Genomic DNA, 13584 nt, shown 5'->3' with positions numbered 1-13584 from the left:
GGCCGGCTCACGGCGCCTGCGGCACCCAGCGGTAGACCAGTTCCGGCCGCCCCACCTGGCCGTACAGCGGGCTGCGCGCGGCCCGGCCGGTGGCCACCAGGTGCTCCAGATAGCGGCGCCCGGTGATCCTCGATATGCCCACCGCCTCGCCGGCCCCGGCCGCGGTGAGCCCGTCGGGCGCCTCGCGCAGCGCACCGGTCACCCGCTGGAGCGTGGGCCCGCTGAGCCCCTTGGGCAGCGCGGCCGGGGCGGGCGCCCGCAGCGCCGCGAGCGCCCGGTCCACCTCGTCCTGCCCGCTCGCCTCGCCCGCCGCGCCGCGGAACTCGGCGTAGCGCACCAGCCGGTCGCGCAGCGTGCCGAAGGTGAACGGCTTGAGCACGTACTGCACGACGCCCAGCGAGACCCCCTCGCGCACCACCGCCAGATCCCGGGCCGAGGTCACCGCGATCACATCCGCGTGATGGCCGGCGGCGCGCAGCGAGCGGGCGAACTGGAGCCCGTGCACATCGGGCAGATGCAGATCGAGGAGGAGCAGATCCACCGCCGTGCGGTCCAGGACCCGCCGCGCCTCGGCGCCCGTGCGGGCCTTGCCGACCGCGGTGAAGCCCGGCACCCGGCCCACGTACAGCTCGTGCGCGTCGGCGGCGACCGGGTCGTCCTCCACCACCAGCACTCTGATCGCCTCCGTCATCCGGCACCGCCCTCGGCCGCCGCCGGCACCGGCGCCGGGCGCAGCGGCAGCCGTACCTCGAACACGGCGCCGCCCCCGGGCGCCGCGTCCGCGACCGTCAGCGCCCCCGCGTGCCGGGTCACCGCCTGCCGTACGAGCGCGAGCCCGAGACCGCGGCCACCGGGCCCGGCCGGCTTGGTGCTGAAGCCGCGCTGGAACACCAGGTCGGCGTGGCCGGGGTCGACGCCGGGGCCGGAGTCCGCGACGCGCAGCACCAGTTCGGCCGCGGCGGCGTACGCCGTCACGGTCACCCGCGCCCGCGCGCTGCCCTGCGCCGCGTCCACCGCGTTGTCGATCAGATTGCCGAGGACGGTCACCAGATCCCGCGCGGGCGGAGCGCCGGACAGCAGACCGTCGTCGAGCCGGCTGTCCGGCGACACCACCAGCTCCACGCCCCGCTCGTTGGCCTGCGCGGTCTTGCCCAGCAGCAGCGCCGCGAGGACCGGCTCGCCCACCGCCGCCACCACCTGGTCGGTCAGCGCCTGGGCCAGCTCCAGCTCCGCCGTGGCGAACTCCACCGCCTCCTCGGACCGGCCCAGTTCGATCAGCGAGACCACGGTGTGCAGCCGGTTCGCCGCCTCGTGCGCCTGCGCGCGCAGCGCCTGGCTGAAGCCCCGCTCGGTGTCCAGCTCGCCCATCAGGGACTGGAGTTCGGTGACATCGCGCAGGGTGACGACGGTGCCCCGGCGTTCCCCGCCCAAGACCGGGGAGGTGTTCACCACCAGCACCCGGGAGGCGGTCGGATGCACCTCGTCCACCCGGGGCCGCGCGGACAGCAGCGCACCCGTCAGCGGCGCCGGGAGGCCCAGCCCGGCCACCGACCGTCCCACCACCTCGTCCTCCTCGCCGACCCCGAGCAGCTCCCGGCCGCCGTCGTTGATCAGCGCCACCCGGTACTGCCCGTCCAGCATCAGCAGCCCCTCGCGGACCGCGTGCAGCGCCGCCTGATGGTAGTCGTGCATCCGGCTCAGCTCGGCGGCGTTCATGTGGTGGGTGTGCCGCCGCAGCCGGGCGTTGATCACGTACGTGCCCACCGCGCCCAGCAGCAGCGCCCCGCCGGCCACCCCGAGCAGCCCCGTGACCTGGTCCTGGAGCCGTGCGGTGATCCGGTCCACGGTGATGCCGGCGCTGACCAGGCCCACGATCCGGCCGCCGTCCGTCACCGGGGTCACCGCCCGCACGGAGGGGCCGAGGGTGCCGGTGTAGGTCTCGGTGAAGGTGCGGCCCGCGCGGGCGGGTGCGGTGGTGCCGAGGAAGCGCTTGCCGATCTGCCGCGGGTCCGGGTGCGTCCAGCGGATGCCGGCCGGGTCCATGATCGTCACGAAGTCGACGCTGGTGTCCCGGGTGACCTTCACCGCGTACGGCTCAAGGCGTGCGCTCGGGTCCGGGGTGCGGATCGCCGCGCGGACCGCGGGGGAGTCGGCGATCGAGCGGGCCACGGCGGTGGCCTGCCGGGCGGCCGCGTCCTCCGCCTGCCGCCGGTCGCTGACGTAGGTGAACAGCGCGTATCCGGCCACCACCACCGCTATCAGCACCGCCTGCATGGCGAACAGCTGGCCCGCCAGGCTGCGCGGACGGGGCAGGGACGGAAGGCGCATGCCAGCCAGTGTGCCCCCGGCCGTGGCGTGAACTAAATGAACGCAAGCGTGACCGCCCTCACAGGACGGGAGATAGTCACCGCGTTCCCCCGCACCACCCGGACGTGAGCCGCACGCCGGTCGTGCACCGACGACGACGTCGACGAAGACGTCAGGACGACGTCGACGAAGACGTCAAGGAGGGCAGTCGTGGCCGCCACCACCCCCGATACGGCAGCTGCCGCACCCCGCGCGCGGCGGGACCGTACCCATTACCTGTACGTCGCCGTCATCGTGGCCGTCGCGCTCGGCATCGCCGTCGGACTCATCTGGCCGGATGCCGCCGTCCAGCTCCAGCCGCTGGGCACCGGGTTCGTCAATCTGATCAAGATGATGATCTCGCCGATCATCTTCTGCACGATCGTGCTCGGCATCGGATCGGTGCGCAAGGCGGCCAAGGTGGGCGCCGTCGGCGGGATCGCCCTCGGCTACTTCCTGGTGATGTCGCTGGTCGCGCTCGCCATCGGGCTCGTCGTCGGCAATGTGCTGCACCCCGGCGCGGGGCTCCATCTGACCAGCGCCCTGAAGCACACCGGACACGCGCAGGTCAGCAGCGACGCGCTGCCGCCCGTCGACTTCGTCCTGTCGATCATCCCCCAGACCTTCGTGTCCGCCTTCACCGAGGGCCAGGTGCTCCAGACCCTGCTGGTCGCCCTGCTCGCCGGGTTCGCCCTCCAGGCGATGGGCACGGCCGGACAGCCGGTGCTGCGCGGTGTCGAGCACATCCAGCGGCTCGTCTTCCGCGTCCTGTCCATGGTCATGTGGGCCGCGCCCCTCGGCGCGTTCGGCGCGATCGCCGCGGTCACCGGCTCGGCCGGACTGGACGCCCTCAAGAGCCTCGCCGTGCTGATGTTCGGCTTCTACGTCACCTGTGTGCTGTTCGTCTTCGTGGTGCTCGGCGCGGTGCTGCGGATCTTCGCCGGGGTCAACGTCTTCTCCCTGTGCCGCTACCTGGCCCGCGAGTTCCTGCTGATCCTGTCCACCTCCTCCTCCGAGTCCGCGCTGCCGCGCCTGATCGCGAAGATGGAGCACCTCGGGGTGAGCAAGCCGGTCGTCGGCATCACGGTGCCGACCGGGTACTCCTTCAACCTCGACGGCACGATGATCTACATGACCATGGCGTCGCTGTACATCGCCGACGCGCTGGGCACGCCGATGTCGGTGGGCGAGCAGATCCCGCTGCTGCTCTTCCTGCTGCTGGCGTCCAAGGGCGCGGCGGGGGTCAGCGGCGCGGGTCTCGCCACGCTGGCCGGCGGCCTCCAGTCGCACAAGCCCGCGCTGGTGGACGGCGTCGGACTCATCGTCGGCATCGACCGGTTCATGAGCGAGGCGCGGGCGCTGACGAACTTCGCGGGCAACGCGATCGCCACGGTGCTGGTCGGCACCTGGACCAAGGAGATCGACACGGTGCGGGTGGCGCGGGTGCTCTCCGGCGAACTCCCCTTCGACGAGACCGTGATGGACGCGACGGCGGGTACCGTGGCCGGGGTCCCCGAGCCCCGCGAGGAGCGGCTGGCCAAGGCGTAGCCCCCGGTCTCCTGCTCCGGATGCCCGGCCCCGCCTGAACCGGGGCCGGGCATCCGGCTGTTCCGGAAAGCCAGGGGCCCGGACCCTAGAGGTCCGCACTCACCTTGGTCACCAGGGCGGTGGCCAGCGAGGCGGGTACGCCCGCCGCGGTCAGCACGGTGACCGTGGCGGCGCGGCCCGCCTCCTTCGCCGCCAACAGGCCGTCGTTGACCGCCTCCATGACCGCGAAGAGCGTCTGCTCGTGCACATAGGCGAGCGCCGGGGCGGGCAGCGGTGAGGTGAACACGCCTTCCTCCAGGCCCTGTTGGAGCACCCGTACCTTGGCCGCGCGCACCGGGGCGAGCCGTTCGCGGATGCCCTGGACGGTGACCGTGCGCTGGGCGAGGGCGATCAGCAGCCGGTAGCGGTCGGCGGTCGCCCAGAGCGCCAGTACCGAGCGGGCCAGTGCCTCCGCCGGGTCCGTGACTCCCGTGCGTCCCGCCGCGTCCGCGTCCGCGAGCGCCTGCACCGCCTCGTCGGTCAGGGTGCTGATCAGCGCCTCCCGGCTGGGGAAGTGGCCGTACACGGTCCGTCGTACGACTCCGGCGGCGCGCGCGATCTGGTCCATCGACGCGTCCGGGTCGCGCAGCAGCTCGGCGAGGGCGACGTCGAGGATGCGGCGGCGGTTGGCGTCGGCGCGGCTGGGGTTACCCGTGGTCATGGGGGCCATTCTGCACTTCCTCACCCAACTTGCACAGCACTGTGTAACGGCGTACATTGCACATCGTTGTGCAATTGCACGCTGATGTGCAAGTCCGTCGCGAACCCGAGGAAGGCAAACCCCTGCCATGCGACTCGTCATGACCGAACCGGTCGAGAAGATGGAGCGCCCCTACGCCCGGCGCTGGTGGGCCCTGCTGGTGCTCTGCCTGAGCCTGCTGATCATCGTGATGGCCAACACGGCCCTCACGGTCGCGGCGCCCGACATGACGAAGGACCTCGGGCTCTCCAGCGCCGACCTCCAGTGGGTCATCGACGGCTACACCGTGCCCTACGCGGCGCTGATGCTGCTGCTCGGCGCGATCGGCGACAAGTACAGCCGGCGCGGGGCGCTCGTGCTCGGCCTGCTGGTCTTCGGCGGCGGCGCCGTCTTCGGCTACCTCGCCGACAGCGCGGCGACCGTGATCGCGGCGCGCGCGGTGATGGGCGTCGGCGCGGCGCTGATCATGCCGGCCACGCTGTCGCTGCTCGCGGCGACCTTCCCGCGGGCCGAGCGGGCCAAGGCGATCGTGCTGTGGACGGCGACGGCGGGCCTCGCCATCGCCGCGGGCCCGGTGGTCGCCGGCGCGCTGCTGCGCGACCACGGCTGGTCCTCGACCTTCCTGATCAACGTGCCGATCGCGCTCGTCGCGCTCGTCGCCGCCTTCGTCCTGGTCCCGCCGTCCAAGGCCGGCCACCACGACCGCATCGACTACGTCGGCGGTCTGCTGTCCGTGATCTGGACCGGCTCCCTGGTCTACATGATCATCCAGGGCCCGCACTTCGGCTGGAGCGGCAAGGCCGTCGCCGCCGCCGTGATCGCCGGCGTGGGCCTGATCGCCTTCGTCCTGTGGGAGCTGCGCCACCCGCGTCCGATCCTGGACGTCCGCCGCTTCGCGCACCGCCGCTTCGCCGGCTCCAACCTGGCCGTCGCCCTGTTCTTCCTGGCCGTCTTCGGCGCGTTCTACTTCCTGACCCAGCACCTCCAGTTCGTCCTCGGCTACGACGCCCTGGAGACCGGCGTACGGATGCTGCCGCTGGCCGGCGCCGTGTTCGTCGGCTCGGGCCTCACCGGCTGGCTCACCCCGCGCGTCGGCATGAAGTGGACCGTCAGCGCGGGCATGGTCCTCGGCACGGCGGCGCTGGGCCTGCTCACCCAGGTGGACGCGGGCTCGACGTACGGCGACTTCGTGGCCCCGCTGATCATCCTCGGCCTGGCCATCGGCCTCGCCCTCTCGCCCTGCACCGACGCGATCATGGGCGCGTTCCCCGAGTCCGAACTGGGCGTCGGCGGCGCGGTCAACGACACCTCGCTGGAGCTGGGCGGCTCGCTCGGCATCGCCATCCTCGGCTCGCTGCTGGCCACGTCGTACGGCAACCACCTCACCGACGCCACCGCCGGCAGCAAGCTCCCGCCGAGCGCCCTGGAGACCGCCCAGGACTCGGTCGGCGCGGGCTACGCCGTCGCCCAGGGCATCGCCGACAAGGCCCACCAGGCCGCCGCCCAGGCCGCCCACGCGAGCAGCCCCCAGCAGGCCGCCGCGCTCAAGCAGCAGGCCACCGAACTGGCCGCGGGCGCGCACCAGATGGCCGACGCCGTCGGCTCCTCCTTCTCCTCCGCCGTCGCGCACACCAGCCTGGTCGGCGCGGTCGTCCTCGGCATCGGCACGGTCCTGGTGGCCTTCCTGCTGCCGCGCCGCGCGACGACCGAAGAGGTGAAGGAAGAGGAGAGGGAACCGGCCGAGACCACCGCCGGCTGACGTTTCCCCACCGACATCCATTAGCGTGCCGTTCCGGACGACCGGAACGGCACGCTCGCGCGTGGCGTCTGTACCTGTATGGAGGCACGGGGGACATGAAGATCGACTGGGACCGGCGGACCTGCGCGCGCAAGGGGCATGTGACCTACGCGCCGGACGATCCGCGGCTGCGGGTACGGCTGCACGCGCAGACCGGGCTCGGGGACGCGTGGCGCTGTCTGCGCTGCGGGGACTTCGTGCTCGGGGAGCCGCACGGATCGGGACCGGCGCGGGACGCGCCGCTGGTGCCGCGGGGCAAGGTGCTGCGGGACCTGTTCATCCTGCGCTTCCTCGCCGTCGAGCGAGCCGTGCGCGGGGTGTTCATAGTGCTGGTCGCGGTGGCCGTGTGGAAGTTCAGCAACAGCCAGGACGCGGTGCGGCGGCTGTTCAACGAGTACCTGACGGTGCTGCGCCCGGTCTTCCGGCACTTCCACTACGACCTCGACCACTCACCCGTGATCGGCTCGATCCAGAAGGCGTTCGGCTACAAGCACTCCACGCTCCTCCTGGTCGCCGGGCTGCTCCTCGCCTACGCCCTGATCGAACTGGTCGAGGCGGTCGGCCTGTGGCGGGCCAAGCGCTGGGCGGAGTACCTCACGGTGGTCGCGACCGCCGCGTTCCTCCCGCTGGAGATCTACGAGCTGACCGAGAAGATCAGCTACCTCAAGATCGCCACCCTCGTCCTCAACATCCTCGCGGTCCTCTACATCGCCCTCGCCAAGCGCCTCTTCGGCCTGCGCGGCGGCCGCCGCAAGTTCGACGAGGAACGCCACAGCGCGTCCCTGCTGGAGGTGGAGGAGTCGGCGGGGGTGCTGGTCTGAGGCCACCGTGCGGCGTCGCCCTCTCTCCCACCGGTGGGAGAGAGGGCGACGCCGTGTGCGGGTGATCCGCTGAGGCCGTCTCAGCCGATCCGGACCAGCTGTTCGATCCGGAGGAAGTGGGACTCGCCGTACCGGAACCGTTCACCGATGGCCTCGTACCCGGCGAACTGCTCGCGGGTCAGGGGCACGGCCAGCGCGGCCAGGGCCCGCAGGAACAGCCGGAACCCCAGATCGGGATCGACCCGGGTGACGACCCGCCGCAACGCTGCTGCCACGACGGAGCCTGGTAGAGCCTCCCCGCCGTAGCCGACGACCCGGCCCGCCATGTCCTCCTCCCTCTCGCGGAGCTGCCGCAGCACACCCGCTGCCGCCCCGGCGTCGACGGGTCGCAGGACGGGAACGTACCCGGGGGCGACGGCACGCAGCCGTTCCTCGCACACCGCGACGACCTCTTCCAGCCATCGGCGCCCGTCGCCGCCGAAGAGATGGATACCGCTGCCCTGTTCCGAGGCCGCGAGCCACAGAGTGGTAAGGGTGTCCGTGGCGAGACCGGACCGGAGCACGCGCAGCACGTCCTCCAGCAGAAGTGCCGCTTCCGTACCGGGAGTCCGCTCGAATCCGTCCCAGGAGAGATGGTCGGTCAGGATTTCCCGGGCGGTGTGCGGGTGCCATGAACCTGCGAACCGCTCGGCGAGTCCGGACAGACCAAAATCCCGTTCCATGTCCCGCCGCCGGGTATCGACGGGCGGCCAGCACACGTCGAGCCCGTCATGGACGACCGCGAGTGGGTGACCGAGGGGCCCTGCCAGCGCGAGGAGCCGGTCGTAGCGCTCCTTCCCGATCCGCGGCCGGGACACCTTCAGGGCCCTCAGGAAGAGCCGGTACCCGAGGTCGACGTCCGCCCGGTCGACGACCTCCTCCAGGCCCGCGGCCAGACCTGGAGCCCCCTGCGCACGGTCCAGGACCGCGCCCAGGTCCCGGATCTCCGCCACGACCAGCCGTCCGAGCCCGGCGTCCCGCACCGGACGGATCTCCGGTGGGACGTAGGAGCGCTTGTTCCGCCGCAGACGGGCCGTAGCCACCTCCGACAGTTCCGTCAGCCAGGCACGGGCAGCCATCCCGTGGGCGGCCGGATCGAAGCACGCTCCGACGGAAGCCAGCCATACGGTGCGCAGGACCTCGTCGGAGACCGGCGAGGACAGCAGACGGCGTGCGTCCTCGCCCAGTTCGACCGCCTCTTCCCCCTCCGATCCGTCCGCCGACTCGGCCGCGAGGGCGAGAGCCGACATCCGGTCGATACGGCGCCCGCGGGCGTGGATCAGCTCCGCCAGCCCGGTCAGCCCGAAGTCATCGCTGTAGCCGAGTGCGACGTACGTGGAGTGCTCGTCCATGATCCGGCCCTTCACCGCGGGTAAGCCGTTTTGACGACGTACCCGCCCCGGCCGGCGCCGTTGTGGCCCTTGACCTTCATCAGGATCACCACGACGTCGTTGCCCGCGTCCGTTATTGTTCGGCCGTCCGGATGATACGCCTTGCCCAGGGACTGATAGGCATCCCACTGGCCCGTCATGGATTGATACTGCTCACCGTCCCGGGCCCGGGCCAGCCATTTCTCGAAGCTCGCCCACTTCCTGGTGTCCAGCACCCTCTGGCCGGCACTGTTGAAGGTGGAGAAGTAGTCACCCACCACGCGGTCCACTGCCTGCTGCGCGATGTCCTGATTGGTCCAGACAGAGTTGGGCTTTCCCTTCTTCCTGGCAAGCTCGAATGCCGTCTGCTCATCGACATTCACATGCTCCTTGAGGGTGTGGATCTCGTCCTTGTACGGCTGGAGAGCAGGCAGCAGCTCGTCGCCGAGGTTGAGGCAGTTGTGCACCAGCACATCCGTCGTGCGCCCGGAGCCTGTCGTGCGCACGTAGAACGTGTGCAAGCCGGCGACCGTCAGGTCGTACACCCGCCGGGGGGCGAGCCCCGAGTGGTCGCGCACACGGGTCACCGTGCGCAAGGACCCGTCCGAATCGAGCAGCCGGTCGTCCACCAGCAGTTGGGAAGCGACGATCCAGCCACGGTCCCTGGTCCGGATCTTGTGCCCGGCGGTGGTGTCGAGTCTGCCGCCGTCGGCCAGCTCGATGCTGACCAGTCGACCTGTGTTGTGCCGGTAGGTGTCGGTGACGGGTGCGGATCGGGCGATGCCGGTGTCTGGGTCGGCCGCCAGCACCTGGTCACCTATGTGCAGCGAAGGGATCGGCCGGTACGAGCCATCGGCCATGACCACCTGTGTGGTGGCTGGGAAACTGTTCTTTGTGCACGCAGTGAACGCCACTTCGGCCACTTCGGCCCTGCGCTCGATGGCGGCCATCACCTTGGGATCCAGATTGAGTACGCGCAGGGCCTTGGCCGCGTCCTCGATGCCGACTCCGCTGCGCAGCGCGATCTCGAAGAGTCGAATGGCGTTCGCCGCCTCCTCGATCGCCTTGCCGGGGATGAAGTTGGACGCGGCCCAGGCACAGTCGCCGAGGCTGCCGCCGTCGCCCTTCAGCTTGTGATAGCAGCCGGTGAAGTCGCCGGTGATCGCCTCGAACAGCCCCTTCCACAGGTCGACGGTCGCCTGCCAGGAGGAGACCTTCACCTCGTGGGTCTGGTTGGCGAATGTCTGTGTGCCGAGATAGACGGTGTCGGTGTCGGGGCAGCCGGCCTCGGTCGCAGGCACGTCCGGGTTGACGCACATGTAGAAGCTGACGACCGCGTCGAAGTGCACCCGGTACACCAGGTCGCACGGGAGGCGATGACAATCGTCCGGCAGGCGCTCCGGGTCGCCCTTCTGCTTGATGTCATCGATGACGGAGAACACTCCGCCGACACCGGTCGTGGCACCGGTCTGGACTTGTTGGTTGGCCTTTTCGTGTTCGGTCCTGTCGGCCGCGTCCTGGGCGTCCTTTGCGTACTTGTCGGCGTCCTTGGCGGCCTGTTCGGCCTCGGTCGCGGCGGTGTCGGCGCGGTCGGCGGCCGCGCGGGCGTCCTTGGCGTCCTGTTCGGCCTGGTCCGCGGCGGAGCGGGCGGCGGTGGCGTCGAGTTCGGCGGCGTCGGCGGAGGCGCGGGCGTCCTTGGCGTAGCCCTCGGCGTTGCCGGCTGCCTTGTCGGCGGCCGTGGCGTCGTCGGCGGCCTGTCTGTCGTAGGCGATGGTGCGGGTCAGGGACGCTGCGGCGGCCGATGCGGCCGTGGCGGCGTCGGCCGCGTAGCCGAGGGCCTCCTTGGCGTAGGTGCGGGCGTCGGCCGCGTACCGGGCGGCGCCCGCCGCGTGCTGGTACGCCTCCTTGGCGTCGCCCTTGGCCTGGTCGGCAAGGTCCTTGGCGGCGTCCGCCTCGGCGGCGGCGTTCTTGGCGTGGGCGTCGGCGACGGCTCGCTGCTGGTCGGCGATGGACTTGGACGCCTGTCCGGTCAGCACCACCAGGGCGGCGGCCGAGTCGGTGTCGACGTACGGTGAGCCGAGCTGGATCGCGTCGTTGGCCGGCTTCGCGACCTGTTCGGCGGCCTTTCCGGCGTCGACGGCGGCCTGGGCGGTGACATGGGCGAACCCGGCGGCCTTCGCGGCGGCCGCGAGGGCCTTGCCCGCCTCGCTGTTCGCCTGGTCGGCCTGGCTCTCGGCGTCCTTGGCGTGCTGTTCGGCCTCGTCGGCGAGCTTGACCGCGGACTTCGCCTCGGCGGCGGCGTCCTGGGAGGCGGCGATGGCGTCGGCCACCGCGCTGGTGGCGGTCCGGACCGCCGCGTCCGCCTTCAGCTTGTCCGCCTGGGCGGCGTCCGCGTCCGAGCGGGCCCGCTCGGCGGCCGCCTTCGCACGGGTCGCCGCGGCGTCGGCGTCGGCCGCCGCCTGGGTGGCCGCGTCCGCGTCCGCGCGGGCCTTCGCCGCCGCCGTCTCGGCTTCGGTGGCGGCCTTGTCCGCGTCGCCGGCGGCGGAGCGTGCCGCGTCGGCCGCGGCCCCCGAGTCGAGGGAGTCGGCGTAGGCGTTCTTGGCGTCGGCCTTGGCGCGGGCCGCGTCCGCCTTCTGTTCGGCGTCCCAGGCGTCGTCGCGCATCGCCTTGGCGTGGTCACTGGCCTTGACGGCGTCGTCGCGCTTGCCCTGGGCGGTCTTCTCCGCCGCGTCCGCCTTGTCCTTGGCCGCGTCGGCCTTGGTCGCCTGTGCCTGCGCATCCTGTTTGTACCGGGCGGCGTCGGCCCGTTCGGCGGCGGCGGTCTCCTTCTCCGCCTTGGCCGTCTTCTCCTCCGCCTCCGCGGCCAGCCGCTTGGCGTGGGCGTCTGCGGCGGCCGCCTTCGCGTCCCCCTCGGCCTTCAGCGCGTCGCCGAGTTTCGCCTCGGCGGTCTCCTTGTCCGCCTTGGCGTTGTCACGGTGCACCTTGGCCGCGTCCGCGGCCGCCTTGGCCTGTTCCTCGGCCGCCTTCGCGGCCTCTTTGCGGAACTCCGCCTTGACCTGCGCGGCCTGCGCCAGCGCGCGCTGCGCGATGGTCGCGCTGTCTCCGGCCGAGGCACGGGTGGCCGCCAGGGCCGTCTCACCGGCCTTTTCCATCGCCTGGAGCGCGGCCACCGCACCTCGGGTCACCTGCGCCTTCTGCTGCCCCACCAGCAGACCCCGGCCGCGCGGCGCGCCCGCCGCGTCGGCGATGCCGTACGCGGTCTGAAGGGCGCCGTCCGAGACGACGCCGGCATTTTTCGCCGTGAACAACTGCGCCTTGAGCGTTCCCAGTTTCGCACCGGCGCCGGTGCGGGCGGCGGTGACACCGGCCGTCGCCTTCGTGAACTGCGCCTTGTCCGGGTACGACGGCTTGTCGGTGCCGTCGTGCGACTGCGCCACCATGCGGATCTTCTGGGCGTCGGTGCCGTTGCACGTGTACAGCCGGCTGTCGTTGCCGTTGGTGAACGTATGCAGGTCCAGGCACTTGTCGGTGGCGGCGTTGCGCAGCTCGCCCGCGGCGTGGACGTCGAGCTGCCACTGCTGGGCCGCGGTGCCGTTGCACGTCCATACCTGGATCTTCGTACCGTTGGCGTCGGCGGCGCCCTTCACGTCCAGGCACTTCTGCGCCTTGGTGTTGTACAGGGCGTAGCCGCCGTCGTAGGAGCCCCAGAACTTCCACTGCTGGGCGGCACCGCCGTTGCAGGTGTAGATCTGTACCGGGGTGCCGTCGGCCGTCCCGCCGCCCTGCACGTCCAGGCACTTGCCGTCAGCTGCCTCCACCCGCATGACCAGGGAGCCGTCACCGATCCAGCCGACACCGCCCGGCGACCAGTAGTCCTGCCAGCGCGTGAGATGGTCCGCGACCCAGGAGCTGCCCAGCATCTCGCTCAGCGCCTTCGCGCCCTTGGACAGGGCGTCGACCGCGGACTTGTTCGCGTCCAGGAGCCGGTCGCGCTGCGCGGCCTGCGCGGAGACCTCCTGCTGCCACTCGTCCGCGGCGGTGGACGTGACATCGCCCAGCACCCCGTCCGGGTCCAGCGGGTCGCGCCAACCGCACCCCGCGAACCGGGACTTCACATCCTCCACCGCGATGCGGTACTCCGGTGTCCCCGGCTGCGGAGCCGTACGCGGGAAGCCGCCGGAGGACAGGAAGAGCCGGGCGTCGTCGGCACCCGCGTTCGCGCCGGGAAGGCCGTGCATCCACTGGAACGCGTCGTGCTCGGCCCATGCCCGGTCCCGCTCCTGCGGGGTCATCCCGGACGTGTCCGGGGCCTTGCCGTAAAGGGCGTTGCCGAGGGCGTCGACCGCCTTGAGGGTCTTGCCGTCGGCCTCGGGGGTCTCGTCCCGGTAGAAGTCGTCGTCCTCCTGCCAGAACCGGTCCGCGACCCACTTGCTCAGACCGGTCTGGTTGTAGAAACTCCGGTCGCCGTCCGGCGGCCAGTGGAAGTCCGTCTCGGTGAACCCGGCCGGCGTGGCCAGGCCGTCGAGCGGCTTCTTCCAGGCGGCCCGCAGCGCGTCGAGGTCGTCCAGCTGCTTGCCCGCCGCGGCCCGGTCGCTCTGGTACGCGACGGCCAGCGGCGTCTGCCCCCAGTTCTTCCGGTCGGCGAGGACATGCAGCTTGTCCGGGCTCTGGTCGAGGCCGTCCTGCGCGGTCGCGGCCATCGACGGCCCGCCCAGCCGCAGCACGTCGGTCATCAGGCACTGGTCCTGCCGCAACTGCTCGGCGGCCGAGTCCTGGTACCAGGGATAGGAGTCGGCGGCCGGCTCGGCGGTCAGCCGGGACAGCCCCGGCTGCACCGCGAGACCGGCCACGACAGCCAGCGCGGCCACGGACGACACACCGGCGGTCAATTTCCCTGGTCTTCGTAACCCGGGCAGACGGAAC

The 13584-nt window shown here is 71.7% G+C and carries 8 protein-coding genes; 3 read left to right on the top strand and 5 right to left on the bottom strand.

Annotated features, from left to right (window positions below):
• Positions 1–7: 7 nt before the first annotated feature.
• Positions 8–691, bottom strand: a complete 684-nt coding sequence (locus GHR20_RS11560) for a response regulator (protein WP_111584605.1) — start codon at positions 689–691, stop codon at positions 8–10.
• Positions 688–2328: a sensor histidine kinase gene (locus tag GHR20_RS11555; protein WP_148023605.1), complete on the bottom strand. Its 1641-nt coding sequence runs from the start codon at positions 2326–2328 to the stop codon at positions 688–690. Before GHR20_RS11555 ends, GHR20_RS11560 begins: the two co-directional genes overlap by 4 nt.
• Positions 2329–2517: 189 nt before the next feature.
• Here GHR20_RS11555 and GHR20_RS11550 point away from each other — a divergent pair, with 189 nt between their 5' ends.
• Positions 2518–3894: a cation:dicarboxylase symporter family transporter gene (locus GHR20_RS11550; protein WP_153813119.1), complete on the top strand. Its 1377-nt coding sequence runs from the start codon at positions 2518–2520 to the stop codon at positions 3892–3894.
• 85 nt (positions 3895–3979) lie between these two features.
• Here the strand turns inward: GHR20_RS11550 and GHR20_RS11545 are convergent, their stop codons facing one another.
• Positions 3980–4603 (bottom strand): TetR/AcrR family transcriptional regulator, encoded by a 624-nt coding sequence (locus GHR20_RS11545; protein WP_111584602.1) that lies wholly within the window; start codon positions 4601–4603, stop codon positions 3980–3982.
• Positions 4604–4721: 118 nt separating this feature from the next.
• On the opposite strand from GHR20_RS11545, the gene GHR20_RS11540 reads away from it, so the two are divergent.
• Both GHR20_RS11540 and GHR20_RS11535 read left to right on the top strand, forming a co-directional pair.
• Positions 4722–6392 (top strand): MFS transporter, encoded by a 1671-nt coding sequence (locus tag GHR20_RS11540; RefSeq protein WP_153813118.1) that lies wholly within the window; start codon positions 4722–4724, stop codon positions 6390–6392.
• Positions 6393–6487: 95 nt separating this feature from the next.
• Positions 6488–7252 (top strand): DUF2127 domain-containing protein, encoded by a 765-nt coding sequence (locus tag GHR20_RS11535; RefSeq protein WP_111584600.1) that lies wholly within the window; start codon positions 6488–6490, stop codon positions 7250–7252.
• An 80-nt stretch (positions 7253–7332) separates the two neighbouring features.
• Here the strand turns inward: GHR20_RS11535 and GHR20_RS11530 are convergent, their stop codons facing one another.
• Together GHR20_RS11530 and GHR20_RS11525 are read right to left on the bottom strand one after the other, a co-directional pair.
• A complete protein-coding gene (locus tag GHR20_RS11530) occupies positions 7333–8643 on the bottom strand; it encodes a hypothetical protein (protein ID WP_153813117.1) in 1311 nt (436 codons plus the stop codon).
• A gap of 11 nt (positions 8644–8654) precedes the next feature.
• A complete protein-coding gene (locus GHR20_RS11525; RefSeq protein ID WP_153813116.1) occupies positions 8655–13529 on the bottom strand; it encodes an RICIN domain-containing protein in 4875 nt (1624 codons plus the stop codon).
• Positions 13530–13584 lie beyond the last annotated feature (55 nt).

The sequence above is a fragment of the Streptomyces sp. SUK 48 genome (genome assembly GCF_009650765.1).
In the GTDB taxonomy this organism is placed as follows: Bacteria; Actinomycetota; Actinomycetes; order Streptomycetales; family Streptomycetaceae; genus Streptomyces.
This window is presented reverse-complemented; position numbering and strand designations above follow the sequence as displayed.